The organism is Rhizobacter sp. SG703 (assembly GCF_012275445.1).
Lineage (GTDB): Bacteria > Pseudomonadota > Gammaproteobacteria > Burkholderiales > Burkholderiaceae_C > Rhizobacter.
In genome coordinates this window covers 157,434-184,311 of sequence record NZ_JAAZQK010000010.1, presented here as the reverse complement: position 1 = coordinate 184,311, position 26,878 = coordinate 157,434, and the positions used below count along the sequence as shown (strand labels likewise).

The following is a 26,878-nucleotide window of genomic DNA, read 5'->3' as shown; positions in this document are numbered from 1 at the left end:
GGCCGTCACCTCGCGCCGATGCTCGCTTTGTACGCCGCCTGCTGCTTCGCCTTCCCGAGTTCGTCGTTCAACTCGTTCCACGTGTCCTCGATGTTCTTCATCGTGCCCTTCACGTCGAGCTCGCCGGCCAGGAAGCGCGCCATCGCGGTGTCCAGCGCCACCTGCTGGTAGCGCTGGTTGAACGGGATGCGCAGGTCCAGCACCATGTTCGGCGAGTTCAGCGAATCCTGGATCGCGCCCAGGTAGTCCTTCGCCGCCTTGTCCGACATGCCGGCCTTCTTCCACGGGCCCATGTCCTTGAACTGGCTCTGTCGGTATGGGTTGAAGCCGGTCGCGCCGACCGTCACGTCGGCGTTCGACTGCTCCGGCTGCGACATGTACGAGAACAGCGCATACGCCGCGTCCTTGGCCTGCGGCTTCGCCTTCGCGTTGATCGCGCCCGACCAGCCGCCGAAGGCCGCGAACGGTGCGCGGTTCACGCCGTTCACCGCGTGCGGGCAGCGCGTCGCGTCGCAGGCCACCAGCTTGCCGCTCGCGCGGTCCAGCACCCGGGTCGAGCCGGGCAGCATCAGCGCGCCGACCTTGTCGACCACCTTCGATGCCTTCGGGTCGACCGCCAGCGGGCCGATGTCGCCCCAGTCGACGGTCAGTGCGCAGCCGCCGCCGACGAACAGCGTGCGGGTGTCGCCGACGTCCATGTTGATCTCGTTCGGCGGGCCGTACTTGCCGGTTTCCTTGTAGATCTCCAGCGCCCGCGCGAAGGCGTCGTTGTTGACCAGCGGCTTCATCGTCGCCGGGTCGAAGAACGCGCCCTCGCTGGTGCCCTTGGCCTGCAGGAAGGCGCCGGCCACCGAGGTGATCATCCAGAACGATTGCGCGCTGCGCTTCTTCGCGATGCACGAGCCGACGATCGGCTTGCCGTCGCCGAAGTCCTTGCCGTGCGCGGCCTTCGCGATGTCGAGGTACTCGTCCCAGGTCTGCGGCGGCTTCCTGCCGAGCTTGGCCAGCACGTCGGTCCGGTAGTAGGCGATGTGGAAATCGCCGTCGAGCGTCACGGTGTAGGTCTTGCCGCCGTACTTCTGCGAGAACTCGCGGAAGAACGGTGCGACGTCGTCCTCGCGCAGCTTGCTGTCGGCCTTCACGCGCGGGCTCAGGTCTTCGAGGAAGCCGACGTAGTCGGGCATCCACTGCGGCGCGAGGATCGCGGCGTCGATCGAGTTGGTGCCGGTCGACCAGTCGGTCAGCAGCTTCTGGTACAGGTCGGAGTACGGCACCGTGATCACGTTGACCTTGGCGCCGGTGGCGGCCTCGAACTCCTTGCCGCGGCGCTGCAGCGGCTCGGCGATCTGCGGGCCGGTGAAGGTCATCACGTTCAGCGTGACGCCGGCGTAGGCCTTGGTCTGCGCCTGCGCGCCGGACAGGCCGAGCGCGGCCGTGCAGGCCAGCGCGGCCCAGAGGGAAATCGACCTTTGGTTCATGTTGTCTCCATCGTTGTCGTTGTTCACACCTTCTCGGCCCGGCCTGCTCAGTCCAGCCGGTAGAAGCGCTCGGCATTGCCGGCCCACACCGCATGGCGATCGGCGTCATCCAGCGGCGCCAGCAACTCGTCGGTCGCCGCGACCCAGTCGCCATAGCCGCCGGCCAGCGTCAGCACCGGCCAGTCGCTGCCCCAGATCACGCGCTGCGGGCCGAACAGTTCGAGCACCGTTTCGGCATACGGGCGCAGCGTGGCGGCGCGCCAGCCCGTGCCGGCTTCGGTCGCCAGGCCGGACAGCTTGCAGTGCAGCGACGGCAGCTGGGCCAGCGCCTGCAGGCCGCGGCGCCAGGCGCTGAAGGCGCCGCGCGCGATGTCGGGCTTCGCGGCGTGGTCGATCACGATCGGCAGGGCCGGGTGGCGTTGCGCAAAGGCCAGCAGGTGCGGCAGGTGCGCGGGCTTCACCAGCGCGTCGAAGCGCAAGTCGTGGCGCACCAGCGCGCCCACCGCGGCATCGAGGGGCGCGGTGGCGATCCAGGCCGGGTCCGGCAGGTCCTGCAGCATCGGCCGCACGCCTTTCAGCCGCCGGTCGGCGGCGAGCGCATCGAGGGCCGGCACCGCGTCGCCGTGCGCGAGGTCGACCCAGCCGACGACGCCGCGCACCAGGTCGTTCGTGGCTGCGAGCTCCAGCAGCCACTGCGTTTCGGCCCGCGTCGGCGCGGCCTGCACGAGCACCGTGCCGCGCACCTCGTGGGCGGCGAGCAGCGGCTGCAGGTCGGCGGGCGCGAAGTCGCGGTACAGCGGCGCCAAGTCGGGGCTCAGCCAGCCGTAGTCGCCGCGTGCCAGCGACCAGAAATGCTGGTGCGCATCGATGCGGTACGGCGTCGTCATCGGTCGGCTCCCGCCGGCACCGGGGCGTCGGCGGCGATCAGGCCCTGCTCGCGCAGCGCAGTCCACAGCGCGGCGGGGATCGGCTGCATCATCCAGCGCACGATGCCGTTCAACTCGTCCGCATTGCGCGGCCCCGGCACGCACGACACCACCGCCGGATGCCCGAGCGGAAACTGCAGCGCGGCGGCCGCCAGAGGCACCTCGAAGCCGTCGCACACCGCCTGCAGCCGCGCGACGCGCTCGACCACCTCGGCCGGTGCGGCCGCGTAGTTGAACTTCAGCGTGCTGCTGGGCCGGCGCAGGCCGGCCGCGAGGATGCCGGAATTGAACGGCCCGCCGACGATGATGCCGACGCCGCGCTCCACGCAGCGCGCGAGGAACGGATCGAGCGCCTGCTGCTCCAGCAGCGTGTAGCGGCCGGCCAGCAGCGTGCAGTCGAGGTCGACGTGCTCCATCGTGTCGCGCACGATCTCCCATTCGTTGACGCCGAGCCCGATCGCGCCGATCAGTCCTTCGCGACGCAACGCCTCCATCTCGCGCAAGCCCCCGCCGCTGGTCAGCTGCCGCCAGTGGAACTCGTGGCGGTCGCCGTGCGTCACGCGGCCGATGTCGTGCACCAGCCCGATGTCCAGGCGGTTGGTGCCGAGGCGTTGCAGGCTGTCCTCGACCGAGCGGCGGATCGCGCCGGCGCTGTAGTCGTAGTGCACCTCGAACGGCAGCGGGTTCTGCCACGCCGTTTCGCCGGCCGGCAGCTCGCGCGGCGCGGCATGCGGCGACAGCGGCTTCAGCAGCCGGCCGACCTTGCTGCTCAGCACCCACTGGTCGCGCGGGTGCTCGCGCAGCGCCTCGCCGAAGCGCCGCTCCGACAGCGTGTAGCCGTAGAACGGCGCAGTGTCGAAGAAGCGGATGCCGGCCGCCCATGCGGCGTCGAAAGCAGCGCGCGACGCGTCCTCGGAAATCAGGTCGTACATGTTGCCGAGCGGCGCGCCGCCCATGCCGAGCGTGGTCAGCGCGTGGCGGGTGCGCGGCAGCATGCGGGTCGGCAGCGGGGTCGTCGTGGTCATGGCGTGGCTCGCGTGGAGGACGGGAGCGGCATCGCGGGCGTCGCTTGCCGCACGGGCAGGCAGCTCGGGCCGATCGGCTCGAAGGCCTTGTAGGTGAGGATGAACTCGCGGTGGCCGAGCGCTTCGCTGGCGGTTTCGCGACCGTGGCCGACGTCCTGCACCAGCGCGACGATCTCGGCGCCGACCTGGTCGAGCGTCGCGTCGCCGCGCAGGATGCGGCCGGCATTGACGTCCATGTCGTCGGCCAGCCGGTCGTAGGTGTCCGGGTTCGCGCACACCTTGATCACCGGCGAGATCGCCGAGCCGACCACCGAGCCGCGGCCGGTGGTGAACAGCGTCAGGTGCGCGCCGCAGGCGATCAGCTCGACGATCTCGGCGTTGTCCGAGATGTTCGGGAAGCCGAAGCGCACCTCGCCGTCGGGCACCACGTCGAGCAGGTACAGGCCACCGGTCGGCGGGATATCGCCGGGCTTGATCAGGCCGCTGATCGGCGAATCGCCGCTCTTGGCGTAGGCGCCGAGCGATTTCTCCTCTTGCGTCGTCAGGCCGCCGTCGGCATTGCCGGGCGCGAAGCTGCCGTGGCCGAGCGTCTCGTAGTAGCGCGCCGCCTTCGCGACGCAGCGCACGATCTCGTCGCCGAGCTCGGGGGTCGCGGCGCGGCGCTGCATGTGGAACTCGCAGCCGACCAGCTCGCCGGTCTCCTCGAAGATGCAGGCGGCGCCCCGCGCGATCAGCGTGTCGAACGCACGGCCGACGGCCGGGTTCGCGGTGATGCCGCTGGTGCCGTCGCTGCCGCCGCAGACGGTCGCGACGACCAGCTCGTCCCAGCGCATCGGCACCCGCGGCTGCGCGTCGAGCTCGGCGAGCGCCCAGCGCACCCATTCGATGCCCTCGTTCAGCGTCTTGCGCGTACCGCCGCGCTCCTGGATCGTCAGCGTGTGCACCGGCCGGCCGCTGGCCGCGACCTCGGCCTCCAGCCCGCGCTTGTCGAAGCTCTCGCAGCCGAGCGAGACCAGCAGCACCGCGCCGACGTTCGGGTGCGTCAGCAGCCGGCGCATCACCTTGTCGGCATAGGCGTTCGGGTAGCACCCTGGGAAGCCGACGAGGTGCACCGGCTCGCCGCGGAACGCGAGCGTGACCTCGTGCGCGACGAAGTGCGCGCATTCGACCAGGTAGGCCACCGCGACCACGTTGCGGATGCCCTTGCGGCCGTCGGCGCGCGGGAAGCCGGCCAGCGCGGGCATCGGCTGCGTCGCCTGCCCGGTCGTGCGCTCAGTCGTGCGAAGTGAGGACATATTTCGAGCCGTCCTGCAGCGTGTAGGTGGGCAGGTAGTCGCTGGCGAGGTTGTCGGTGTGGATGTGCTCGCCGCGCGCGATCGGCCGCTGCACGCTGCCGATCGCCGCGCCATGGCGCAGCACCTTGTCGCCGACCGCCAGCGCGCGCCGCGCCAGCTTGTGCGCCATCGCGACCGGCCGCGGCAGCGTCGCCGGCACGCCGTCGATCAGCAGCGTCTCGCCGGCCGGCAAGGCCCGGCAGGCGACCAGGCAGTTGTCGGCCGGGTTCAGCAGCAGCAGGCGCGGATCGGTGACGGGCGGGTCGGTGGCGGGGGTCATTCCGGCTTCCTTGGGTCGGCCCGAAAAGGTATAAAGGTCAGGCCAATAGACCATTGTTGCGATCGCCAGCGATCCGCGGCAACCGGGTTGACCCTGATGGGAAAATCGACCGATGAGCCACCAGCGACTGCCGCCGATCGAGACCAAGCGCCTGTACCAGCACATCGCCGGCGTGCTGCGCGAGTCGATGGACAGCGGCCGCTTCGGCATCGGCAGCTACCTGCCGCCGGAGCGCGAGCTGGCCGACCAGCTGGGCGTCAGCCGGGCCTCGGTGCGCGAAGCGCTGATCGCGCTGGAAGTGCAGGGGCGGGTGTCGGTGCGTGTCGGGGCGGGCGTGCAGGTGCTCGATGCGTCGGCGCCGAAGGCCGCGGCGGCCGGTGCCGCGGTGGTGACCCCGGCCGATGAACCGCCGGTCGGCCCGCTGGAGCTGCTGGAGGCGCGGCTGGTCGTCGAGACCGAGACCGCCGCGCTCGCCGCGCGCCATGCCACCGCGCAGGACGTGCAGGCGCTGCAGCGCAGCCTCGACCAGATGGTGCAGGACCATGCCCGCAACCCCCTGCTGCACGACGGCGACCGGGCCTTCCACCTCGGCATCGCGCGCGCCAGCGGCAACGCGGCGCTGCTGTTCATCGTGACGACGCTGTGGGACCAGCGCTACACGCCGATGCAGGAGCGGATGGAAACCCTGTTCACGACGCCCGGCCTGCATGTGGCCGCGGTCGACGATCACCGGCGCGTGCTGGAAGCGATCGCGGCGCACGACCCGGCGGCCGCCCGGCAGGCGATGCGGCGGCACCTGGCGACGGTGCGCAAGACCTTCTCGCGGGCGATCGTCGCGGGTCGCTGAGCGCGCGGCCCGGGCGAATCAACTCCGCAGATTCAGGCCGACGGCATCGTCTCGGACCACGGCTGCGGCCGCGAGATGCTGAAGTCGGCCGGACGCCCGCTGTCCATCTGCGTGCGCGGGCGCTGGTCGCTCGGGATGTCGACCCGCAGCATCACGAAATCCTGCTCGCCTTCGACGACGGTCAGGTCCGGCGCATGGCGCACGCTCGGGTGCAGGTAGACCGGGTTGTGGTGCGCCTCGACCAGCGCGACCTCGCCTGTCAGATGCACCAGCTGCTGCGAGCGCGGTTCGCTGAACGACAGCGTCAGGCTCGGATCCAGTTCGATGTCGTGCGCGAGGCGGCTGTCGCGCGGCACCATCAGCCAGACGTGGGGCGGGCCATCCCCCGAGGTCATCGAGATCCGCACCCGGGCGGCGTGCGGGTTGCCGCTGTTCAGGCGCGTCGTGACCATGCAATGACGAGCGCGCTGCAGCGAAGGCCACACGGCCTGGAAATCCCAGTCGTTGCCGCGGCGGCCGAGGAAGGACAGGTTCGGAAGATTCATGGCGGCTTGTAGGTATGGGTCGAGCTGAAGGATGCAAGACCCAAGGGGCAATCGGTGTGCCCGGAGGATGACAGCCCCTCGCCCGGCTCGGGGCGGCCCGGCGCTCGGCCCGCCTCTCTGCGGTCCAAGCTCAACTGGCGAGAAGCTCCCCGACGCGCGTGCGCAGCCCGTCCGGCGTCACGTCGCCGGCGGCCAGCGGCGGGCCGGCCACCATGCCGACGCGGCTGAACATGCCGCGCCGGAACGGCTTGACCATCGCGCCGCCCTGCTCCACCCGCGAGAAGAACGAGCCCCACAGGTTCTGCAGCGCGAGCGGGATCACCGGCACCGGGTGGGTTTCGAGCAGCTTCATCACGCCGCCCTTGAACTCGCCGAGCTGGCCGTCTTTCGTGATCGCGCCTTCGGGGAAGATGCACACCAGTTCGCCGTCGGCCAGCACCGCGCGTGCCCGTTCGAAGGCCTGTTCGTAGACCTGGGCGTTCTCGCGCTGCGGCGCGATCGGGATCGCCTTGGCCAGCTTGAACATCCAGCCCAGCACCGGCAGCTTGAAGATGCGGTGGTCCATGATGAAGGCGATCGGCCGCGGGCTGGCTGCCATCAGCAGTACCGCGTCGACGAAGCTGACGTGGTTGCACACCAGGATCGCCGGGCCCTTCAGCGGGATGTGCTCGTCGCCGCGCACCTTGAAGCGGTAGATGCAGCGCGTGGCGATCAGCGCGATGAAGCGCAGCAGGTACTCCGGTACCACCAGGAAGATGTAGAACGCGACGACCGCGTTCAGCACGCCGACGATCAGGAACACCTGCGGGATCGAGAGCCCCGCCTTCAGCAGCGCGCCGACCAGCACCGCGCTGACGATCATGAACAGCGCGTTCAGGATGTTGTTGGCCGCGATGATGCGGGCCCGGTGGCTGGGTTGCGAGCGCAGCTGGATCATCGCGTACATCGGCACGCTGTACAGCCCGGCGAACAGGCTCAGCAGCGCCAGGTCGGCCATCACCCGCCAATGGGCGCTGACCGCGACGAAGCCGGCGAGCGACAGCTGCGCCGACGGCGGCAGCCCGCGCGACGCGAAGAACAGGTCGATCGCGAAGATGCTCATGCCGATCGCGCCGAGCGGCACCAGGCCGATCTCGACATGCCGGCGCGACACCACCTCGCACAGCAGCGAGCCGGTGCCGATGCCGATCGAGAACACCACCAGCAGCAGCGACGCGACCTGCTCGTCGCCGTGCAGCACCTCCTTCGCGAAGGCCGGGAACAGCGACAGGAAGGCCGCGCCGAAGAACCACATCCACGAGATGCCGAGCAGCGAGCGGAACACCGCGACGTTCTGGTTCGCGAGCTTCAGGTTGCGCCAGGTCTCGGTGACCGGGTTCCAGTTGATCTTCAGCCCCGGGTCGGTCGACGGCGACGGCGGCACGTACTGCGCGGTCAGCCGGCCGAGCAGCGCGACCGCGACGCATCCGATCGCGACGTAGTGGCGCCCGACCTCGGGGATGCCCACCAGCAGCCCGCCGGCCACCTGGCCGAGCAGGATCGCGACGAAGGTGCCCATCTCGACCATGCCGTTGCCGCCGGTCAGCTCGCGCTCGCCCAGGTGCTGCGGCAGGTAGGCGAACTTCACCGGGCCGAACAGCGTGGAATGCAGGCCCATCAGGAACACGCAAGCCAGCAGCACCGGCACGTTGGTGGCCCAGAAGCCCCACGCGGCCAGCAGCATGATCGCGATCTCGAGCGACTTGACGAGCTGGATCACGCGCGTCTTGTCGTACTTGTCGGTCAGCTGCCCGCTGGTGGCCGAGAACAGCAGGAACGGCAGGATGAACAGCGCGCCGATCACCAGCCCGGCGAGCTGTGGCGACAACCACGACACCTGCACCTTGTAGGTGACCAGCACGGTGAACGCGAACTTGAACAGGTTGTCGTTGCCGGCGCCGAGGAACTGCGTCCAGAAGAACGGCGCGAAGCGGCGCTGGCCGAGCAGCGCGAACTGGTTGGGGTGCGCGTGGGGGTCCACGGTGTCTCCTGGTGGTTGTCGGGTGGTCGTCTGGTGCGCCGCCGGGCAATCTACCGCACAACGGTGACCGCGCCGCCCAGTCCGCTGCGGCCCATCCAGCGAAAGACCGAGTCGACCGTGACGGTTTCGATGCGATCGGTGAATCGCTTCGCATTCGGGTGATCGTCGAACGCGACATTGGCCGCCGTCATGCGCGCGCCGAGCCGCTGGAAGGCCGACAGGTGCAGCGTGTCCGGCACGTAGCCGTGCTCGCGCAGCCAGGCCTGGGCCTGCGGGCGGGTCGAGATCGACGGTTCCTGCGCTGCCGCGAGCGTCTCGATCGCCCATTGGTTCGACTGCTGATAGGCCTGCGCCCACGGGTAGGCCACCATGCTGTAGGCCGGCGTGTGCAGCTGGGCCAGCCGGCGGTTGTCGCGCAGCGCGGGCAGCAGCCGGGCCTGCACCTCGGGCATCGGCACGACCAGGCCGGCTTCGTAGTCGTACAGGTCGTCGAGGAAGAACTCGCCGAGGCCCTGGCGGTAGACCGCGGCCTTCGCGGTGCCGCACTGGTTCAGCTTGTGCGCGATGCGCCATGGCGCGCCGGGGGTGTCGCGGTACGCGATGCCGACGTGCGAGTAGCGCTGGCCGTACTCGCTCAGGTTCTGGCCGACGCGCGCCAGCAGCACCACTTGCGCGCCGCTCGCGTCCAGGCGTTGCGCGGTGTGCTCGGCCAGCGTCATCGCGCGTTCGACGCTGCGGCTGTCGGGCAGCCTGCGCTCGCACGAGCGGCCGGCCTGGGCGCCCGGCGCCGCGGCCAGCAGCGCGAGCGCGAGCACCGCCCGGGCGTTCACAGCGTGACCCGCTCGTTGTAGAGCAGTGCCTTGCCGATCTCGTTCGGGATGAAGGCGATGGCCTGGCCGGCCGCCGACAGCACCCAGCCGGTGCTGATCGCCGCGACCATCACCGTGGTGCCGGCGGCCACCGACATCGCGCCGGCCAACTGGCCGGACAGGCGCAGGCTGGCGCGGGCGCCGTCGGATGCGCGTTCGAGCACCCAGACCGCGCCGTCGGCCGAGGCCTCGACCGCGACGACGCTGAGGACCGCACCGGCCGACAGCAGCGTCACCGGTGCGCTGACCGAGATCGCGATCGGCAGCAGCGACAGCGCGCTGGCGTCCGACGCGTTCGGCGGGTGGGCATGCACCGCCGGGGCAGCGGCGGCCAGCAGGCTGGCCGCGATCAGGGCATGCAGGGCCGGTTGTCGAAGGGGCTTCATGGTCGTCTCCGGTGGAGAGGAAAGGGCGCTCACTCGGCTTCGCGCATCGAGCGCATGCCGTCGCGGCGGGCTTCGGCCAGCGCCGCTTCGTGGGCATCGCGCAGCGTCTTGGCCAGCGTGAACACGCTCGAGATCAGGAACAGCCAGCACACGCCCAGGTAGGCCTTCCAGGTCGGGTTGATGTCCATGCGCCACAGGCCCCAGCCGGTCAGCGCCATCGCCAGCGCAAAGCCGCCCCACACGACGAAGCCCCACATCGGCGTGTCGTTCTTGCGCAGCTCGTTGTCGCGGATGTACTTGGCCAGCGCGAACGCGGTCGACAGGCAGAACACGTAGCCCATCACCATGAAGGCGCGCTGGATGTCTTCGCCGGGCAGGTAGGCGAGGCCGGTCGCGCACAGCGTCGCGGCGGTACCGAACGAGATCCAGACCTGGGCCTTCCAGGCCTTGGTGTCTTTGCGGATCAGGGTGGCTTGCATGGAACTCTCGATGGATGGTGGATGACGGAGCGGATGTTCATTCGTTCCGAACCGAAGTTCAATCCCTCCCAGGAGGGGTTGCGGCGGCATGGCCATCAGGTATCGTCTGGCGATACTTTTTGAAGGTCGAGATGAGCACCACCCAGGACCTGGTCCAGGCGCTGAAGGCCGAGCTGAAGCGCGCCGACATCACCTACGCCCGCTTGGCCGACGAGCTGGACATGTCGGAATCCAGCATCAAGCGCATCTTCGCGAAGGGCGACATGCCGCTGTCGCGCATCGACGACGTGCTGCGCGTGCTGAAGATGGACTTCGCCGAACTGGCGCGCCAGATCGCCGATGCGCAGCCGCTGCGCCGCGAGCTGACGCTCGAGCAGGAGAAGGCGGTGGTGGCGGACCGCCGGCTGCTGCTGCTGGCGATCTGCTGCATGAGCCAGTGGACCTACGAGCAGATGATCGGCACCTACACCTTCAGCGAGGCCGACTGCGTGCGCTACCTGCTGCAGCTCGACCGGCTCGGCATCATCGAGCTGCGGCCGATGAACCGCTACCGGCTGCAGGTGGCGAAGACCTTCCGCTGGCGGCCGAACGGGCCGGTGATGGCGTTCTTCCGCGATCACGTGGCCGACGACTACTTCAACAGCGGCTTCGACGGCGAGGGCGAGCTGATGATGCTGGTGCACGGCCAGATCGGCACCAGCCTGGCCGCGAGCTTCGTCGAGCGGCTGCAGCGCGTCGGGCAGGATTTCGCGCAGCAGCACCTGGCCGACCAGAAGCTGCCGGCCGACCAGCGGCGGGCGTACACGCTGGTGGTCGGCATGCGGTCGTGGCTGTTCGCGGCGTTCCGCGATCTCAAGCGCGAGGCGTGAGGCCCACAGACCATGATCAGACGAATCCAGCGGACCTGTGTTCTTCTTGCCCTCGTCACAGGCTGCGCCCATGCCGCCATGGTGGTGCGCCTCTCCGAGGTGTCGGACGATGTGAAGATTGTGCTGATCCCGGGGAATGAGGCTTGCACTGCCGGCCTTCCGGCCGATGTGTACGGCGATTCACCGGGCTTTCGCAAGGAATCGGATCGTGTCTTCCTCAGGCGACTCAATTCTGAAAAGGAATTGGGCAAGTACCTTGTCGCTGCACGGCAGGGAGGTGGGATCTACCTGCACCTTCCCTACTTCCATCCCGGCGATTCCTGCGGCGACGTGACCTTCGAAATCGAGGGCAAGCGGATCCTGTGGGACGGCAAGTCGTACAGCGGAAAGCTCCGGATCGATGGGCGCGACGTTTTCTACAAATCCGTCTTTTTCACCAATGAATCGGATCCCGACATGTCTGATGCGGCGTACTTCGACCGCGCCATCCCGGGCCCCGCAGTGCGTCGGTTGAAACACGCCTTCCCGGTGATCTCGGACTACTACAGGAAAGATCTCGGCGTCGAGGCGGTTCAGTCCACGAGCGCGGTTGTGGCATTGACTCACAACCAGGGGAAATACTTCGGGTATGGCGGCGACGCGCTCAACCTCATTCGCATCACCTACGACAATCCGAACCCGCTGCCCGAAGACATTGCCGACGTCTTCTCACGCACGTACGCGCATGAGTTGGCGCACAAGGCGCAACACCCATCGCTGTTCGAGAATCCGTATGGCAGATATTTGACGGAAGGAAGCGCGGAGTTCCTGAAGCTGTTCGTTCTTCGCGAGTCGGGCCTCATCGACGCCCACCAGGAGGACGGCCTCGTCAGGAATGCGTTGCAGGAGTGCGCGCAGCACAACTCCGAGACATCCTGGCTGCAGAAGCTCAGTGGCCACACGACTTTCTATCGTGAACCCTATGACTGCGGTCTCGTCTATTACATCGCGTCGTATCGGTACAGCGGCCTCGAAGCGAAAGCATTTGTCCAGCTCCTGCTGAAGGCCCTGTCGGCGGACATCGACTACAGCAGCGATCGGCGGCGGCTTTGCCTCTTGTACGAATCCGATTGCCAGAACGTGATGATCACGGATCTTGTCAGCGGCGGTCCGGGGTTCGAACGAGCGCGTGCCGGAATCGAATCGAAAAAGAAGGTCGGCGCCCGATGAAAAAAGGGGACCCTCGCGGGCCCCCTTCGCTGCAGTTGCAGTTGCGGCTGGCGCCGCTTCGCATCACCAGAACGTGTACTTGCCCGCCAGCGTGACCTTGCGGCCCATCTGGCTGTGGTAGCCCGCGTTGTACGCGAAGTACCGGGTGACCCGGTTCTCGTCGAGCGGTGCTTCGCGGTTCTCGATGTTGTCGACGTTCACGCTCAGCGTCAGGTTCTTGATGCCCTTGTAGGCCACGTACAGGTCGGCCGTCGACCAGGCCTTCACGCGGCACAGTTCCGGGTGTGCCCCGCCCGAATAGGGGCAACTCAGGTCGGCCGGCGAGAAGGCACGCAGGAAGCCGCCGGTGTAGTTGCCGGTCAGCGTGGTCGACCAGTCGCCGATGTCCCAGTCGATGCCGGCCTTGAAGCGTTCCTTCGGCTGGCTGTAGGTGCCGGCATAGTCGACTTCCGGTGCGTCCTTCACGTTGGCCACCAGGTAGCGCGGCATCTTGTTGTAGACGATGGTCAGGCCGACGCGCCCGGCCGAGCCGAGGTCCTGGCGCGCCTTCAGCTCGATGTCGTAGCCCCACACCCTGGTCGAGCCGAGGTTGGTGTACTGCAGGTTCAGCTGCTGGATCTCCTGCGTCACCGGATCGCGCTGCACGTAACCCGGGTAGGTCGATTCATTGGCCAGCAGGTAGTCCGGATCGATCGACGCGATCTCGTCGCGGCGCTTGATCTTGTACGCGTCGAACGACAACGAGACGTTGTCGCTCGGCTCGAACACGATGCCGGCCGTCAGGCTCTTCGACTTCTCGGGCTGCAAGTTCGGGTTGGAGCCCGAGATCGCGCGAATCGAGGCATCGCACTGCGGGTTGGTCGTGTCGCTCGGGTCCGGGCACAGCTTCGGATCGCGCAGCGAATAGAAGCCGGTCGACGGGCTTTGCGTGGTCTCGGTCAGCGACGGGGCGCGGAAGCCTTCGGCATAGGTGGCCCGCAGCGCGAGGTTCGACGCCACCTTCCACTTGATGCCGGCCTTCGGCACGGTGGCCGAACCGAAGTCGCTGTAGCGGTCGGTCCGCGTGGCAAGCGAGGCTTCGAGCGACTTCGTGATCGGCACCGACAGCTCGGCGAAGAACGCGCTGACGTTGCGGCTGCCGTCCGACGACGAGCCGCCCAGCACGCTGATGTCGCCGTTGGCGGTCAGCGGGTCCGGCGTGCTCTTGAACGACTCGCGGCGGAACTCGGCGCCGATCGCCAGGCCCAGCCCGCCGGCCGGCAGCTTCATCAGCTCGCGCGAGCCGCGCACGTCGATCGACGTGGTCTTGGTCTTGCCTTCATCGTGCAGCGTCGGGTAGAGCGCGGCCATCAGCGCCGGGTTGTTCGCGCCCGGGTTGCCGAAGATGAAGTTCGGGTTCGCGACGCCGTTGGCATCGAGCACGTTGCCGCCGATCAGCACCGAATCGTTCAGCAGGCCGTTGGTCCACACGCGGGCATGCGTGCCGGAGTACATCAGCGCGCTTTCGGCGTCCCAGCCGGCAATGACGCCGCGTCCCCCGAACACCAGGCGAGACGTGTCGGCCGTCACCTCGGTGGTGTGCAGCACGTCCATGAAGCGGTAGCGCAACGCCACGTCGGCACCGGTGGTGTTCTGCGGGTGGTTGGCCGGCAGCGTGATGTAGGCGTTGGGCAGCGTGCCGGTCGACTGGTAGGTCGAGCTGCTGTACGAAGGCGACTCGCCGTTGTACTTGTTGCGCACGAACAGCGCATCGCCGAACAGCTCGAAACCGCCGCCGAGGTCCAGCGTTCCGGCGCCGAACAGCGCGTCCTGCTTGGTTTCGGGGATGACATCCTGGTGATCGGTGCCCTGGTAGATGCAGCGGCCGTTGGCGGCCGCCGTCGGGTCGTTCAGCGGCGTGCAGCCCGGCATCGGGGCAAGGAACGCGCCGCCGGTGGAGTAGAGGTTGCCCGGGTAGCCGTAGGTGGACCGCAGGTCGGTCAGCCCGAAGCGCCGGAAGTCGGCGGTCGAGGTCATCGGCCGCGCCGAGGCCTTCACCGCGTTCTGCTGCTCGTGCGAGTAGTTCAGGAAGAAGTTGTACTTGTCGTTGTCGAGGTCGCCCTTGCCCCAGGTGGTGCTGAACTTGCCCGAGGCGCCGTCGTGGTAGCCCGACTGCGAGCCCGAGCCCGACAGCGACAGGCCGTTGTAGTTCTTGCGCAGGATCACGTTGATGACGCCGGCGATCGCGTCGGAGCCGTAGATGGCCGACGCGCCGTCCAGCAGCACCTCCATGCGTTCGACGACGTCGAGCGGGATCGAATTGATGTCGAAGAACGACTGCTGGCCGCCCGATGCGAAGCCGTACGGTGCCATGCGCCGGCCATTGATCAGCACCAGCGTGGCCTGCGCACCGAGGCCGCGCAGCGAGACGCCGCCAGCGCCGGGCGTGAAGCTCGCGACCGCATTCGAATTGAAGTTGCCGGCGTTGCTCGCGGGCAGGCGGCCCAGCAGCTCGGTGACAGACTGCGCACCGGAGCGGTCGATCTGCTCGCGCGTGATCACCTGCACCGGCGAGGCGGTCTCGGCATCGATGCGCTTGATGCGCGAGCCGGTGACCTCGACGCGCTGCAGCGTCTTCTGCGCGGTGCCCGGGGTCTCGGGGGCCGGGGTGTCGGACTGGGCCCAGACCGGCGCAGAGCCGGCGGCGCACAGCGCCATGACGGTGGCGCTGATGTACTTCAAGCGAAACATTCGCATCCCTCGATCAAGTGCCAGGATCTCTGGCGCCAAAACAAAGGCAGCGAAAGGATCCCTCCGCTGCCGCCATGTGCGCAGGGTCGGTCCATCGGCCGGCCCCTTGCCTCTGCCCTCATCGTGCGCAGAGCGGCCCCGGTTGTGAGCCCGGGGAAACCGCAGCTGTTCAGTCCGTCACAAACAGGTATGTGTTGATGACGTCCGTGTGACAGACGGTAAAGCAAGTGGTGGGCCACGACATGGTTCGAAGCGGCCGGAGCGCGGCCGCGCGTCGGATGCGGCGCCGACGGCGCGCGCGGCGGTCAGCCCGCGGCGGGCACCGGCGCGCTGCGCAGGGTGAGCGTGAACTCCGCCCAGGCGCCTTGCTGGCTGCGAGCGTCGATGCGCCCGCCCATGCTCTCGATCAGCTGGCGGCTGATCGCCAGGCCGATGCCGCTGCCGGGCTCGGCACCGGTGTCGCGGCCCAGCCGGTTGAACGGCTCGTACAGGCGCGCGAGCTGTTCGTCGCTGAGGCCCGGGCCGGTGTTCCAGACTGCCAGTTGCAGTGCGCCTGCCTCGGCGCGGTGCAGCGTCACCCGGACGGTTCCGCCGGGGGCACCGTATTTGATCGCGTTCGACAGCAGGTTCAGCACCGCCTGCTTCAGCCGCAGCGGATCGGCCAGCACCGGCGGCAGCTCGGGGTCGAACGCGCGCTCGAGCTGCATCCGGCGTTGTGCGATGTCGCCTGCCACCATCGCGAGCGCCTCGTCCGCCAGCGCCCGCAGGTCGACCGGCACGCTGTGCATGTCCATCGCGCCGACCTCGACCTTGCTCAGGTCCATCAGGTCGGTGATCAGGCGCAGCAGGTGCTGGCCGGCGCGCTCGATGTGGTCGACGCGCTCGAGCTGCTGGGGGTGCAGCGGCGTCGCGGTGTCGAGCCGCAGCAGCTGCGAGAAACCCAGCACCGCGTTCAGCGGCGTGCGCAGCTCGTGGCTCACGCGCGCGAGGAACTGCGACTTCATCGCGTTCGCCTGCTCTGCCGCGTGCTGCTGCTCGCGTGCCGCCTGGGCCGCCTTCACGTCGGTGATGTCGGCAAAGCTGCCGACCATGCGCAGGATGCGGCCGTCGGCATCGCGCTCGGCGACGTGGCCGCGGCTGAGCACCCAGACCCACCGGCCATCGGCATGGCGCAGCCGGTATTCGTCGGCATACGGCTGGCCCTGGTCGCGCAGGAACGCGCGGAAGCGCTCCCTCGCCCCGGGCAGGTCGTCCGGGTGGCACAGCGTCTCGAAGCTGTGGGTGGCGATCTCGCCGAAGCGCGCGTTGAACTCGGCCGGCGTCGTGCCGAGCAGGTCGGCCCAGCGCCCGCCGAGCGTCAGCACGTCGCTGCGCATGTCGCGCGCCCACAGGCCGATGCGGCCGCCGTCGATCGCGGCGTCGAGCCATTCGCGCGAGTGCTGCAGCTGCGCGATCATCTGCTCGCGCTCGGCGGCCAGCGCTTGTTGCGCCGTCACGTCGCTCACCAGGCACAGCCGCGCGCTGCGGTCGCCGAACTGCAGGCTGTGCGCGCTGACGCGCACGAGCAGTTCGCGGCCGTTCTTGCAACGGTGGCGCCACGGGCCGGACGACGTGACGCCGGCCGCATCGGGCGCGCGGGCTGCACGCACCTGCGCTTCCATCGCCGGAACATCTTCAGGCGGGCGCAGGTCGGCCAGCGTCATCTGCAGGAACTCCTCGCGCGACCAGCCGTACTGCGCGATCGCCGCGCCGTTCACGTCGAGGAAGCGCAGCGACAGCGCGTCGTAGATCCACATCGGCTGCGGATTGGCGTGGAACATCTGCTCGTAGCTGACGGCGATCTCGTGCAGCACGGTGTCTTCGGTGCTGGCGCGCGTGGCCAGCGAGCGCAGCAGCATGATCAGCAGGCAGCCCGACATCGCGACGAACAGCAGGCCCTGGATGGTGTGCACCAGCGTCAGCTGGCGCGGGTCGCTGGTCAGCGCGAGCGCCGCATGCTCGGAGAGCAGCACCCAGGCCGTGCCGACCACCAGGTAGGCGAGGACCAGCACGACGGGACTGCGGTGGGGGCGCTCTTGCATCAGGGTCGCTCCGGTTCAGAGGCGCGAATCAGAGAACGCCGCGCTCGCGCAGCGCGGCCAGTTGCTCGGGGGTCACGCCGATCTCGCGCAGCACCGCGTCGCTGTCTTCGCCGAGCGACGGGGCGCGGCGGCGGATCGAGCCGGGCGTTGCGCTCAGCTTCGGCACGATACCCGGTGTCTCGAGCGACAGGCCGAGCGCGGTGGTGACGCGCTGCAGCATGCCGCGTGCCCGGTAGTGCGGGTCGTCGGCGATGTCGCGCGCGGTGTAGATGCGCCCGGCCGGCACGTGCGCGGCATGCAGCGCGTCGAGCACCTCGGCGACGCGGCGCGGCGCGGCCCAGTCGCCGATCGCCGCATCGATCTCGGCGACCCGCGCGACGCGCCCGGCGTTGCCGGCCAGCGCCGGATCGCGGCCGAGGTCGTCGCGGCCGATCGCGGCCATCAGCCGCTTGAAGATGCTGTCGCCGTTGCCGGCCACCAGCACCCAGCCGTCGTGGCAGGCGTAGGCGTTGCTCGGCGCGATGCCGGGCAGCGCCGAGCCGGCGGGTTCTCGCACGGTGCCGAAGGCGCTGTACTCGGGCAGCAGGCTCTCCATGCAGTTGAAGACGGCTTCGTAGAGCGCGACGTCGATCACCTGTCCGCGCCCCTTCGGCGCGTCGGCCGACACGCTGGCATGCCGGTGCTGCAGCGCCATCAGGATGCCGATCACGCCGTGCAGCGACGCCAGCGTGTCGCCGATGCTGACCCCCACGCGCACCGGCACGCGGCCCGGCTCGGCGGTCAGGTGGCGCAGCCCGCCCATCGCTTCGGCGACGACGCCGAAGCCCGGCCGGTCCTTGTAGGGCCCGGTCTGGCCGTAGCCGCTGATGCGCAGCATCACGAGGCCCGGGTTGGCGGCCGACAGCGTCTCGTAGCCGAGGTCCCAGGCCTCCATCACGCCGGGCTTGAAGTTCTCGATCAGCACGTCGCTTTCGGCGGCGAGGCGGCGCACGATGTCGCGCGCCTCGGGCTGCTTCAGGTCGAGCGCGAGGCTGCGCTTGTTGCGCGACTGCACTTCCCACCAGACGCTGGTGCCTTCGTGCACCAGGCGCCACTGGCGCAGCGGGTCGCCGCTGCCGGGCGGCTCGACCTTGATCACGTCGGCGCCGAAGTCGGCCAGCGTCTTCGCGGCGAACGGACCGGCGATCAGCTGGCCGAGTTCGAGCACCTTCAGGCCGGCGAGCGGGCCGGGGTGGGCGGACGCGGGTGAGGGCGCTTGAGCGGACATGCCCGCGATGGTAGTGTCTGGCGCCGCCGAATCACCGGAGAAAGCCATGCGCTTGGTCGTTGCAGCCTCATGCGCGCTGCTGTGGACCACCGTGTTCGCAGCCGCCGTCGGCGATGCCGCCGCTGCCGAGTGCGCGATCGACAAGGAGGTGGTGGTGGCCGCGCCGCTGGCGGCGGTATGGGAGAGCTGGACCACGAAGGCCGGCGTCGAGGGTCTCTTCTCGCCCGAGGCGGAAGTCGACGCGCGCGTCGGCGGCGCCTTCCACAGTTCGAGCTTGAGCCTCACCCGCCGTTCGGGCTGAGCCTGTCGAAGCCGGGTGGCAGGCAGCGAGCTTCCTCTACCACTTGCATCCGCCGCCCTTGACCGCATCGACCGCCAGCGGCACCGCGGCCAGCAGGCCCATGCCGCTGTAGGCGTTGCGGCAGTCGGCGCGGCCGGCCTTGTCGAGTTCCTCGGTGATCTTGGCCTTGCGCTCGGGCGGCGGCGGCAGCAGCGGCAGCACGCCGGGTGCCGCGCCGCCGAAGTTGCTGCCGCGGCTGCGCAGACCGGGCACGGTCAGGTTCAGCTTCGGCTCGCCGGGAGCGCCGGCCGGGGCGCTGTTGTCGCGGCCGGTGTCGTGGGTCGGATTCGCGACCGGACCGCCAGGTGACGGGGCGGTGGTGGGCTCGGCCGTGGTGCCGGGGCTGACGCGCCGTGTCGGCGGTGGGGCGGCTTGCGCTGCTGGCGCAAGCGCCGGCTCGGGCGCGGGGGCCGGGGGGGCCGGAGAGGCGACGGGTGCAGGGACCGGCGCCGGGACCGGAGCAGGAGCGGGTGCAGGTGCAGGTGCAGGTGCCGGAGTCGGCATCGGAATCGGCGGCACCACCTCCACAGGGACCGGCTGCCGGATCGGCTCGGGCACCAGCTCCGGCAATGGCGGGAGCACGGCTGGCGGGATCGCGACGGGCGGCGGCGCAGGCACCGGTGTCGGAACCGGCATCGCCATCGGCGGTGCGGCGGGCGCTGCCGGCAGCGGCAAGGGAGGTGCCAGTGGGGGCGGCAGCGGCTGCGACGCCGCCGGCTCGGGCGCGGATGCGGCGGCGTCGGCCACGACGGGTGGCGGCACGGGGGCGGCGCGGTCGATGCGCGGCGCGGCCGGCACGGGTGCCGGCATCGTCCGGACCTCGACCTTCGGCGGGGCTGGCGGCGCGGGTGGCGGGGGTGCTTCGACGCGCGGCGGAGGAGGCGGCGGTGGCGACGGCGGGGTCACCGGTGCCGCGGCCTTCGCGACCGGGACCGGCCGCGGCGCGACGACGGCGCGCGGAGCGGGTGGCACCGTCGGTGCGCGCGCGACAGGCGCGCGTGGCGCCGGTGGCGGCGCCAGCGTGACCCGCAGCGGCCCCCACGCGTCGGCCCGCGGTTCGGCACCCTCATTCGGCCGGCCGGTCTGCGTGCCGACCCACATCACGGCCAGCACGTGCAGCACGATCGACAGCGCCACGAACTGCGCCAGCGTCGCGCGCTCCCGGTCCGACACGCGCAGGCTGTCGGCAGGGTGGAGCGGCAGGGCGGGCAAGGCACTCATCGCCGCCCAGCATGCCATCATCGCGCGGTGGAAGCCGTCCCCGACCGTTTCGAGCACGCCAGCGATCGTGCGCAGTTCAAGCAACCCGCGCACCGCGGCGGCATCGAGCTGTACCGCGCGCACATCGTGCGCTACGCATTCGAGCCGCACACGCACGATGCCTACGGCTTCGGCGTGATCGATGCCGGTGTCGAGCGCTTCCGCTACCGCGGCAGCGAGCACCTGGCGCCGCCGCAGTCGCTGGTGGTGATGAACCCCGACGTGCTGCACACCGGCCGCGCCGAAACCGTTCACGGCTGGCGCTACCGGATGGCCTATGTCGATGCCGCGCTGCTGCGCGAGGTCGGCGGCGAGGCCGACTGGTCGTTCGCCGAGCCGGTGCTGCGGCATGCGGCGAGCGCGCAGCGGGCCGGTGCGGCCCTGCAGGCGCTGTGGACGGCCGATTCAGCGCTCGCGTTCGATGGCGCGCTGCTCGAACTGGTGCAGGCGGTGCAGCCGCATGCGCGCCGGGGGCGGCCGGAGCGCGCGAGCGAGTGCGACGCGCCGCTGCAGCGCGCGATCGACCTGATGCACGACCGCCTGGCCGACCCGTTGACGCTGGCCGACCTGGCGCAGGCGGCGGGGCTGAGCCCGTTCCATTTCCAGCGCCGCTTCAAGGCGCGGCACCATGCGACGCCGCACCAGATGCTGATGGCGCTGCGGCTGTTGCGCGCGAAGCGCCAGCTGTCGGCCGGCATCGCACCGGCGCTGGTCGCGGCCGACAACGGGCTCACCGACCAGGCCCACCTGACGCGTCGCTTCGCCGGGATGTATGGCGTGACGCCGGCGCGGTATCAGCAGCAGACGCGCGCGATCACGACAGCAATCCCCCCGACCGCTTGACCAGCTCCTGGTTGCGCCGCCGCTCCGCCGCGATCTGCCGCGCGAAATCCTGTTGCGTGCCACCGGCCGGCAGGTTGTGCGACTCCCGCAGCCGCGACGCCACCGCATCGCTCGCGAGCAACCGGCCGACCTCCGCATTCAACCGCGCCACCACCGCCGCCGGCGTGCCGGCCGGCGCGAACAGCCCGAACAGCGAACCGATGTTGGCCTGCGGATACCCCAGCTCCGCCAGCGTCGGCACCTGCGGCAAGGCGTCGAGCCGCGTCGGCGCGCCGACCGCCAGCGCCTTCAGCCGGCCGGCCGACAGCAGCTGCAACTGGGCTGCCGCGACGTTCGTCGACAACACCTCGAACTGCCCGCCGAGCGCGTCGTTGATCTGCGGCCCACCACCCTGGTAGGGCACGTGCGTGATGTCGACGCCGCTTTGCAGCCGCGTCTGCGCCAGCACCATGTGACCGCTGGTCGCGATGCCCGACGTGGCCCAGCGCAGCTCCCCCGGCCGCGCCCGCGCCTGCGCGATCAGGTCGCCGAAACTGTGGCCGGTGAACGCCGGCGTGCCGGCCACCAGCACCGGCGTGTTCATCACGCCGGCCACCGGGATCACGCTGCCCAGCAGGTCGCGCGGACCACCGGCCAGCAGCGGCTGCAGCGTCAGCGGCGAGACGGCCGAGAACGCGAGCGTGCAGCCGTCCGGCGCGGCGCGCGCCAGCACCTCCATCCCGAGCGCGCCACCGGCGCCGCCGCGGTTCTCGACCACCACCGGCACGCCCAGCGCCTGCGCCAGCGGCTCGGCCAGCGTGCGCGCCATCGCATCGCTGACACCGCCCGGCGGGTAGACGACGATCAGGTGCACCGGCCTCGACGGCCACGGCGCGGCCGGCGGTGCCGCCGCGACCGCGCAAGCCGGCAGCGCCAATGCAGCGCGAACGATCTGCCGACGGGTCGCGTTCATGCCGCCCCCTGCCGCGGTGCCAGCTCGCGCGCGAGTGCCGCGAAGCGCTGCGCCGGCAGGTTGTCGTCGTCAACGCGCGACACCAGCGTCAGCGGCGCATCGAGCGAGCCGCAGCCGGCGAGCCGGCGGTACGCGATCGCATGCGGATGCGCGCCGGTCATCGACGCCGGCACCACCGACAGCCCGACGCCGGCCGCCACCAGGTTCAGGTTCGTCATCATGCGGTCGACCTCGGCGACGATGCGCGGGCGCAGGCCCTTCTCGTGGCACAGCGCGAGCAGCTCGGCGTACAGCCCCGGCGCGCCCGGGCGGCGCACCAGGATCAGCCCCTCGGTGCACAGCTGCGCCAACGTCAACGGCCGCGCGGCGCTGCCGCGCTTCGGCGGCGCTGCGAACGCATGGTCGCTCGGCATCGCGGCCATCACCGGCTCGCGCAGCAGCGTCTCGAAGTGCAGGCCCGGCGGCCGCGCGACCGGCACGCGCAGCAGCGCGCAGTGCAGGCGGCCGGCCGGCAGCGCCTCGGTCAGCTCGGCCGCGTTGTCCTCGCGCAGCTGCAGCTCGACCTTCGGGTGCGCGCGCCGGAACGCCCGCAGCACCTCCGGCATGAAGCGGTGTGCCGCCGCCGAACTGGTGAAGCCGATCGCGAGCGTCCCCTCCTGCCCCTGCGCGACGCGCGCCATGCGCTGCGACATCGCCTCCATGTCCTGCAGCAGGCGCAGCGCCTCGACCTGGAACTGCCGCCCTGCATCGGTCAACGCCATCCCGCGCGGATGGCGGCGGAACAGCGGCATGCCGAGCTCGCGCTCCAGCGTGTGGATCTGCTGGCTCAGCGGCGGCTGCTGGATGCCCAGCAGCTCGGCCGCGCGCGTCAGGTGGCCGGTCTGCGCAACGGCCGCGAAATAGCGCAGCTGCCTCAGCTCCATCGCGTTGTCTCCATCGTCATCTCCATATGTTTTTCGTATCGGGAGGGCCTGGTTATTTTATTTGACCGCAGGTCGGGCCCACCCCTATCGTCAGCGGCGCTGATCAACCAGAAGGCCCTCGAGGCCTCAGACCGGAGACAAGACCATGGGCCCAGGCCGTCGCATGGGCGGACGCGTCGCGCAACGCATCCGTCCTTCCCTTCTTCTTTCGACCGTCGCGCTGTCCGCAGCGCTCGTGCTGTCCGCCTGCGGCGGTGGCGGCGACGACGGCAGCGTGCCGGCCGGCCCGCCGGTCGCCGCCGGCACCTCGTGCGAAGCGCTCGCCGGGCTGCAGATCGCGCCCGCGCAGATCGGCCTGCCGACGCAGGGCGCGGTGGTCGACAGCGCGACACCCGTCGCGGCCGAGGCCGCCGGCAACAGCCTCGGTGCCCATTGCCGCGTGCGCGGCAGCATCCTGCCGGTCGATCCGCAGGCGCCGGCGATCCGCTTCGCGGTCAACCTGCCCGAGACCTGGAACCACAAGGCCATCCACTTCGGCGGCGGCGGCTTCAACGGCACGCTGATCGACGGCACCGAGCCGCTGCGCTTCGGGCCGACCGGCAAACCGGCCCCGCTCGCGCTCGGCTACGCGACCTTCGGCGACGACGGCGGCCACCAGAGCAGCAGCATCACCGACGGCAGCTTCGCCGCCAACGACGAGGCGCTGGCGAACTACGGCGGCCAGTCGCTGAAGAAGACGCACGACGTCGCGATGCTGCTGGTGAAGACGCGCTACGGCGCGGCGCCCGACAAGGCCTACTTCCTCGGCACCTCGACCGGCGGGCGCGATGCGCTGATGCACATCCAGCGCTGGCCGGCCGACTACGACGGCGTGGTCGCCAACGAGCCGGCCCTCAACTACAGCGGCACGCGGCTGTCGAACGTCGCGGTGGGCCGCGCGCTGTACGCCAACGGCGGCGCCGGCTGGGTCAACCTCGCGAAGACGCTGCTGGTGCAGAAGACCGTGCTGGCCGCCTGCGACAAGCTCGACGGCGCCGCCGACGGCATCGTCAGCAACGTCGAGAGCTGCCGGCGGCTGAACCCGCAGATCCTCGCGACCCTGCGTTGCGCCGGCGGCAGCGACGCCGGCGACAGCTGCCTGTCCGACGCGCAGCTCGCCAGCATCCGCACGATCGAATCGCCGCTCGAGTTCAGCGGCTACACGCTGGCCCATGGCACCGCGCGTGCCGGCGGCTACAACATTCTCGAAGGCACGCTGGTGGCCGGGCCGTTCACCTCGCGCGACCTCGGCACGCGGGCCGTGCCGGGCAATCCGGCGACCACCGCCGATGCCAACGTCTTCGTCACCGGCGACCAGTGGGCCAAGTACTTCGTGACCCGCGATGCCGGCTTCGATACGCTGACGCTGGACCCGGTCGCGCCCGGCGCCTGGGCGGCGCGCATCGCGGCGGTCTCGGCGCTGACCGACGCGCTCGATCCCGACCTGTCGCCGTTCCTCGCGCACGGCGGCCGGCTGATCCTGCTGCACGGCCTGGCCGACGAGGTGATCAGCAACAACTCGACGATCGACTACGTCGCCCGCGTGAAGGCGACGGTCGGCGATGCGGCAGTCGAGCAGGGTATCCGCTTCTACACCGTGCCGGGCATGGGCCATGGCACCGGCGTGTTCATCCCGAGCTGGGATTCGCTGGCGGCGCTGGAGAACTGGGTCGAGCAGGGCGTGGCACCCGAGACCGGCATGGTGACCGACACCGTCGCCGCGACCGCCGGCCGCACGCGCCCGCTGTGCCGCTTCCCGGCGTGGCCGAAGTACAAGGGCAGCGGCAGCCTGGACGCCGCGTCCAACTACAGCTGCGTGCAGGAGACCGTGGACCCGCTCGCCTGTCCCAACCTGCCGGGCACTGCCACCACCTACAAGGGCGGCGACCTGTTCGGCGAGGAGCTCAGCGTGTCGCTCGACCCGGCGACGCTCGCCTACACCGTGACCATCGACGCCAGCGGGCAGCGCGCGGCGGGCACGCAGCGCAGCGGCACGCTGCTGGCGCGCGGCAACTGCGTGTTCTCGAGCAACGAGAGCGGTGCCGACTTCACGTTCGGCACCGGCGGCGTGCTGCAAGGCGGCGTCGCCGCACCGACCGGAACCTCGTTCATCGGCCTGGTGGCGTTCCAGACCACGTTCCAGAACGGCGCGACGCCGGCGGTGTTCAACCCGGTCGCCAACATCTTCGACGTGGCCGGCGTGCAGTACGGCGCCGATGGCGTCGCAAGCGTCTATGCCGCGTCGTCGCGGGTGCGCAATGCCGGCACCTTCCAGCATTGCCAGGATCCGGCCAGCGGCCGCTTCATGACCTACGACGCCGCATGCACGTCGACCGCGAAGGGCTACGTCAGCTACAACGCCGCGCGCAACGCGTTCGACCTGTACACCACCGCGGCCACCGGCGGTGCCACCACCACCGGCGGCACGCTGTCGGGCTCGGTGATCTTCGGCCAGGTCGGCGCGAGCACGGTGCCGCTGTTCCTGGTGCGCGACCCGTCCGGCGCGCACGGGCTGCGGCTGTATGCGCCGCAGGCGCCGCTCGCGGCCGGCACGGCCGACGGCCGCTTCGCGCTGGTCGCGAGCGACGGCAGCGCTGGCGAGGCGGTGGTGTCGGGCACGAGCCTCGGCCTCGGCGGCGCGGCCGGCACGCTGGCGTACGACACGCCGGTGCTCGGGGTCGCGCAGAGCAGCGGTGCCGTCGCCGGCAACTTCGTGTTCAATGCCGGCGTGATGGGCTTCGTGTCGTCCGGCAGCGGAGCGGTCTACCAACTCGGGATGCGGAACTGATGACGAACCACGCGCGTCATGTCGGGCGGGCCCTGCGGGCTGCCCTCGTCGCGTCGCTGATGACGCTCGGCCCGGCGGCGCGCGCCGACGAGCCGACATCGGCGCCCTGCCCCGACGGCCTGCCCACCGATGCCCGTTGCTACCACGGTCGCGATGCCGAAGGCGCGCTGTACTGGATCGCGATGCCGGCCGACTGGAACCAGGTGCTGGTCGTGCACGCGCACGGCGGGCCGGAGCTCGGCACGCCGACGCTGGCGCGCGGCGCCGAAGACCTGCAGCGCTGGGCGGTGATGGTGAAGGCCGGCTACGCCTGGGCCGGGTCGACCTACCGGCGCGGCGGCTACGGGGTCACGATGGCCGCCGAAGACACCGAGCGGTTGCGCCAGCTGTTCATCGCGCAGTTCGGCAAGCCGCGCCGCACCGTGCTGCATGGCCAGAGCTACGGCGCCGGCGTCGCGGCGAAGGTCGCCGAGCTGGTCGGGCCGCCGGCCTGGGACGGCGTGCTGCTGACCAGCGGCGTGCTCGGCGGCGGCAACAACGCGTATGAATTCCGGCTCGACCTGCGGGTGGTCTACCAGCAGGTCTGCCGCAACCATCCGAAGCCCGACGAGCCGGCCTACCCGCTGTGGCAGGGCCTGCCGCCCGACGCGACGCTGACGCGCGCCGAGCTGGCCGCGCGCGTGAAGGAATGCACCGGCATCGGCCTGCCGGCCGCGCAGCGCACGCCGGAGCAGGCGGCGCGGCTGCACACCATCCTGTCGGTGGTGCACATCCCCGAGCGCAGCCTGCTCGGCCACCTGCAGTGGGCCACCTGGCTGTTCCAGGACCTGACGCAGAAGCGGCTGGGCAACCGCAACCCGTTCGGCAATGCGCAGGTGGTCTACAGCGGCTCGGCCGACGATGCGGCGCTGAACAAGCAGGTGCTGCGCTACCCCGCCGACCCGCAGGCGGTGGCCGCGCTGGCCGCCGACAGCCGGCCGAGCGGCAAGCTGCGCCTGCCGGTGCTGACGCTGCATGCGATCCACGATCCGACGGCTTTCGTCGAGCTGGAGAGCGCGTACCGCGAGATCGTCGATGCGGCCGGCGCGTCGTCGTGGCTGGTGCAGACCTTCAGCGACGAGGCCGAGCACAGCTACCTCGGCGACCCGGAGTACCCGGCGCTGCTGACGGCGCTGCTGCAATGGATCGACCACGGCGAGCGGCCGTCGCCCGAGGGCGTGGCCAGGCTGTGCGCGGCCGGCGAGGCGCGCTTCGGTGCCGGTTGCCGTTTCCGACCGGAGTACCGCCCGTCGCCGCTGTCGTCGCGCGTGCCGGCGCGGACAACGCGCTGAACGCGACGGCAATCTCGTACAAGACCCGGCGGCCCCCGGCGCGCGACACTGCGCGGA

At 70.4% G+C, this 26,878-nt stretch carries 23 protein-coding genes; 7 read left to right on the top strand and 16 right to left on the bottom strand.

All coding sequences use genetic code 11. The features are described from left to right. Nucleotides 1–5: 5 nt before the first annotated feature. Genes FHT26_RS21665 through FHT26_RS21645 form a run of 5 tightly spaced genes read right to left on the bottom strand, consistent with a single transcriptional unit; the run spans nucleotide 6 to nucleotide 5,043 of the window. Entirely contained in the window at nucleotides 6–1,478 is a 1,473-nt protein-coding gene (locus FHT26_RS21665; RefSeq protein WP_168562173.1) for an ABC transporter substrate-binding protein, read from the bottom strand. A gap of 47 nt (nucleotides 1,479–1,525) precedes the next feature. Continuing rightward, nucleotides 1,526–2,365 (bottom strand): amidohydrolase family protein, encoded by an 840-nt coding sequence (locus FHT26_RS21660; protein WP_168562172.1) that lies wholly within the window; start codon nucleotides 2,363–2,365, stop codon nucleotides 1,526–1,528. Beyond that, complete coding sequence (locus FHT26_RS21655) at nucleotides 2,362–3,429, bottom strand: aldo/keto reductase (protein ID WP_168562171.1); 1,068 nt, start codon at nucleotides 3,427–3,429, stop codon at nucleotides 2,362–2,364. Before FHT26_RS21655 ends, FHT26_RS21660 begins: the two co-directional genes overlap by 4 nt. Next, nucleotides 3,426–4,724 (bottom strand): UxaA family hydrolase, encoded by a 1,299-nt coding sequence (locus FHT26_RS21650; RefSeq protein WP_246868035.1) that lies wholly within the window; start codon nucleotides 4,722–4,724, stop codon nucleotides 3,426–3,428. The genes FHT26_RS21655 and FHT26_RS21650 overlap by 4 nt, the downstream gene beginning before the upstream one ends. Continuing rightward, nucleotides 4,702–5,043, bottom strand: a complete 342-nt coding sequence (locus FHT26_RS21645; protein WP_168562170.1) for a UxaA family hydrolase — start codon at nucleotides 5,041–5,043, stop codon at nucleotides 4,702–4,704. The genes FHT26_RS21650 and FHT26_RS21645 overlap by 23 nt, the downstream gene beginning before the upstream one ends. Nucleotides 5,044–5,155: 112 nt before the next feature. On the opposite strand from FHT26_RS21645, the gene FHT26_RS21640 reads away from it, so the two are divergent. Continuing rightward, the gene (locus tag FHT26_RS21640) at nucleotides 5,156–5,890 is read left to right on the top strand and encodes a FadR/GntR family transcriptional regulator (RefSeq protein WP_168562169.1); all 735 of its coding nucleotides are present in this window, start codon (nucleotides 5,156–5,158) and stop codon (nucleotides 5,888–5,890) included. Nucleotides 5,891–5,922: 32 nt separating this feature from the next. Here FHT26_RS21640 and FHT26_RS21635 read toward each other — a convergent pair whose 3' ends face one another. From FHT26_RS21635 to FHT26_RS21620, 5 genes are all read right to left on the bottom strand, one after another. Further along, entirely contained in the window at nucleotides 5,923–6,435 is a 513-nt protein-coding gene (locus FHT26_RS21635; protein ID WP_168562168.1) for a pyridoxamine 5'-phosphate oxidase family protein, read from the bottom strand. A gap of 130 nt (nucleotides 6,436–6,565) precedes the next feature. Further along, the gene (locus FHT26_RS21630; protein WP_168562167.1) at nucleotides 6,566–8,455 is read right to left on the bottom strand and encodes an MFS transporter; all 1,890 of its coding nucleotides are present in this window, start codon (nucleotides 8,453–8,455) and stop codon (nucleotides 6,566–6,568) included. Between the two features lie 50 nt (nucleotides 8,456–8,505). Further along, nucleotides 8,506–9,285: a DUF2145 domain-containing protein gene (locus FHT26_RS30105; RefSeq protein ID WP_349238194.1), complete on the bottom strand. Its 780-nt coding sequence runs from the start codon at nucleotides 9,283–9,285 to the stop codon at nucleotides 8,506–8,508. Next, on the bottom strand, nucleotides 9,282–9,710 hold the full coding sequence (locus FHT26_RS30100) for a hypothetical protein (protein ID WP_246868034.1): 429 nt from the start codon (nucleotides 9,708–9,710) through the stop codon (nucleotides 9,282–9,284). The genes FHT26_RS30105 and FHT26_RS30100 overlap by 4 nt, the downstream gene beginning before the upstream one ends. Before the next feature lie 29 nt (nucleotides 9,711–9,739). Then, entirely contained in the window at nucleotides 9,740–10,189 is a 450-nt protein-coding gene (locus tag FHT26_RS21620; protein ID WP_168562165.1) for a YiaA/YiaB family inner membrane protein, read from the bottom strand. A gap of 131 nt (nucleotides 10,190–10,320) precedes the next feature. Here FHT26_RS21620 and FHT26_RS21615 point away from each other — a divergent pair, with 131 nt between their 5' ends. Both FHT26_RS21615 and FHT26_RS21610 read left to right on the top strand, forming a co-directional pair. Further along, nucleotides 10,321–11,058, top strand: coding sequence for a helix-turn-helix domain-containing protein (locus FHT26_RS21615; protein ID WP_168562164.1), 738 nt, complete (start codon nucleotides 10,321–10,323; stop codon nucleotides 11,056–11,058). A 12-nt stretch (nucleotides 11,059–11,070) separates the two neighbouring features. Next, nucleotides 11,071–12,267, top strand: a complete 1,197-nt coding sequence (locus tag FHT26_RS21610; protein WP_168562163.1) for a hypothetical protein — start codon at nucleotides 11,071–11,073, stop codon at nucleotides 12,265–12,267. 63 nt (nucleotides 12,268–12,330) lie between these two features. Here the strand turns inward: FHT26_RS21610 and FHT26_RS21605 are convergent, their stop codons facing one another. From FHT26_RS21605 to FHT26_RS21595, 3 genes are all read right to left on the bottom strand, one after another. After that, a complete protein-coding gene (locus FHT26_RS21605) occupies nucleotides 12,331–14,997 on the bottom strand; it encodes a TonB-dependent receptor plug domain-containing protein (protein WP_168562162.1) in 2,667 nt (888 codons plus the stop codon). Nucleotides 14,998–15,302: 305 nt separating this feature from the next. After that, the gene (locus tag FHT26_RS21600; RefSeq protein WP_168562161.1) at nucleotides 15,303–17,078 is read right to left on the bottom strand and encodes a sensor histidine kinase; all 1,776 of its coding nucleotides are present in this window, start codon (nucleotides 17,076–17,078) and stop codon (nucleotides 15,303–15,305) included. Between the two features lie 28 nt (nucleotides 17,079–17,106). After that, nucleotides 17,107–18,345 (bottom strand): CaiB/BaiF CoA transferase family protein, encoded by a 1,239-nt coding sequence (locus tag FHT26_RS21595; protein ID WP_168562160.1) that lies wholly within the window; start codon nucleotides 18,343–18,345, stop codon nucleotides 17,107–17,109. Between the two features lie 46 nt (nucleotides 18,346–18,391). Between FHT26_RS21595 and FHT26_RS21590 the strand changes: the two genes are divergently transcribed. Further along, a complete protein-coding gene (locus tag FHT26_RS21590) occupies nucleotides 18,392–18,646 on the top strand; it encodes a hypothetical protein (RefSeq protein ID WP_168562159.1) in 255 nt (84 codons plus the stop codon). Nucleotides 18,647–18,682: 36 nt separating this feature from the next. On the opposite strand, the gene FHT26_RS21585 is transcribed toward FHT26_RS21590, so the two are convergent. Next, a complete protein-coding gene (locus FHT26_RS21585; protein ID WP_168562158.1) occupies nucleotides 18,683–19,906 on the bottom strand; it encodes a hypothetical protein in 1,224 nt (407 codons plus the stop codon). Nucleotides 19,907–19,933: 27 nt separating this feature from the next. On the opposite strand from FHT26_RS21585, the gene FHT26_RS21580 reads away from it, so the two are divergent. Then, nucleotides 19,934–20,788 (top strand): AraC family ligand binding domain-containing protein, encoded by an 855-nt coding sequence (locus tag FHT26_RS21580; protein WP_168562157.1) that lies wholly within the window; start codon nucleotides 19,934–19,936, stop codon nucleotides 20,786–20,788. On the opposite strand, the gene FHT26_RS21575 is transcribed toward FHT26_RS21580, so the two are convergent. Beyond that, nucleotides 20,760–21,740, bottom strand: coding sequence for a Bug family tripartite tricarboxylate transporter substrate binding protein (locus FHT26_RS21575; RefSeq protein ID WP_168562156.1), 981 nt, complete (start codon nucleotides 21,738–21,740; stop codon nucleotides 20,760–20,762). The genes FHT26_RS21580 and FHT26_RS21575 overlap by 29 nt on opposite strands. Further along, a complete protein-coding gene (locus tag FHT26_RS21570; protein WP_168562155.1) occupies nucleotides 21,737–22,663 on the bottom strand; it encodes a LysR substrate-binding domain-containing protein in 927 nt (308 codons plus the stop codon). The genes FHT26_RS21575 and FHT26_RS21570 overlap by 4 nt, the downstream gene beginning before the upstream one ends. Nucleotides 22,664–22,826: 163 nt before the next feature. On the opposite strand from FHT26_RS21570, the gene FHT26_RS21565 reads away from it, so the two are divergent. Further along, nucleotides 22,827–25,490, top strand: coding sequence for a tannase/feruloyl esterase family alpha/beta hydrolase (locus FHT26_RS21565; RefSeq protein ID WP_168562271.1), 2,664 nt, complete (start codon nucleotides 22,827–22,829; stop codon nucleotides 25,488–25,490). Next, on the top strand, nucleotides 25,490–26,821 hold the full coding sequence (locus FHT26_RS21560) for an alpha/beta hydrolase (protein WP_246868032.1): 1,332 nt from the start codon (nucleotides 25,490–25,492) through the stop codon (nucleotides 26,819–26,821). Before FHT26_RS21565 ends, FHT26_RS21560 begins: the two co-directional genes overlap by 1 nt. Nucleotides 26,822–26,878 lie beyond the last annotated feature (57 nt).

Bases quoted from the DNA above. Each gene is read 5' to 3' on its own strand.
- FHT26_RS21665 (WP_168562173.1), bottom strand. From the start codon at position 1,478: ATGAACCAAAGGTCGATTTCCCTCTGGGCCGCGCTGGCCTGCACGGCC.
- FHT26_RS21660 (WP_168562172.1), bottom strand. From the start codon at position 2,365: ATGACGACGCCGTACCGCATCGATGCGCACCAGCATTTCTGGTCGCTG.
- FHT26_RS21655 (WP_168562171.1), bottom strand. From the start codon at position 3,429: ATGACCACGACGACCCCGCTGCCGACCCGCATGCTGCCGCGCACCCGC.
- FHT26_RS21650 (WP_246868035.1), bottom strand. From the start codon at position 4,724: ATGTCCTCACTTCGCACGACTGAGCGCACGACCGGGCAGGCGACGCAG.
- FHT26_RS21645 (WP_168562170.1), bottom strand. From the start codon at position 5,043: ATGACCCCCGCCACCGACCCGCCCGTCACCGATCCGCGCCTGCTGCTG.
- FHT26_RS21640 (WP_168562169.1), top strand. From the start codon at position 5,156: ATGAGCCACCAGCGACTGCCGCCGATCGAGACCAAGCGCCTGTACCAG.
- FHT26_RS21635 (WP_168562168.1), bottom strand. From the start codon at position 6,435: ATGAATCTTCCGAACCTGTCCTTCCTCGGCCGCCGCGGCAACGACTGG.
- FHT26_RS30100 (WP_246868034.1), bottom strand. From the start codon at position 9,710: ATGAAGCCCCTTCGACAACCGGCCCTGCATGCCCTGATCGCGGCCAGC.
- FHT26_RS21620 (WP_168562165.1), bottom strand. From the start codon at position 10,189: ATGCAAGCCACCCTGATCCGCAAAGACACCAAGGCCTGGAAGGCCCAG.
- FHT26_RS21615 (WP_168562164.1), top strand. From the start codon at position 10,321: ATGAGCACCACCCAGGACCTGGTCCAGGCGCTGAAGGCCGAGCTGAAG.
- FHT26_RS21610 (WP_168562163.1), top strand. From the start codon at position 11,071: ATGATCAGACGAATCCAGCGGACCTGTGTTCTTCTTGCCCTCGTCACA.
- FHT26_RS21605 (WP_168562162.1), bottom strand. From the start codon at position 14,997: ATGTTTCGCTTGAAGTACATCAGCGCCACCGTCATGGCGCTGTGCGCC.
- FHT26_RS21600 (WP_168562161.1), bottom strand. From the start codon at position 17,078: ATGCAAGAGCGCCCCCACCGCAGTCCCGTCGTGCTGGTCCTCGCCTAC.
- FHT26_RS21595 (WP_168562160.1), bottom strand. From the start codon at position 18,345: ATGTCCGCTCAAGCGCCCTCACCCGCGTCCGCCCACCCCGGCCCGCTC.
- FHT26_RS21590 (WP_168562159.1), top strand. From the start codon at position 18,392: ATGCGCTTGGTCGTTGCAGCCTCATGCGCGCTGCTGTGGACCACCGTG.
- FHT26_RS21585 (WP_168562158.1), bottom strand. From the start codon at position 19,906: ATGAGTGCCTTGCCCGCCCTGCCGCTCCACCCTGCCGACAGCCTGCGC.
- FHT26_RS21575 (WP_168562156.1), bottom strand. From the start codon at position 21,740: ATGAACGCGACCCGTCGGCAGATCGTTCGCGCTGCATTGGCGCTGCCG.
- FHT26_RS21570 (WP_168562155.1), bottom strand. From the start codon at position 22,663: ATGGAGCTGAGGCAGCTGCGCTATTTCGCGGCCGTTGCGCAGACCGGC.
- FHT26_RS21565 (WP_168562271.1), top strand. From the start codon at position 22,827: ATGGGCGGACGCGTCGCGCAACGCATCCGTCCTTCCCTTCTTCTTTCG.
- FHT26_RS21560 (WP_246868032.1), top strand. From the start codon at position 25,490: ATGACGAACCACGCGCGTCATGTCGGGCGGGCCCTGCGGGCTGCCCTC.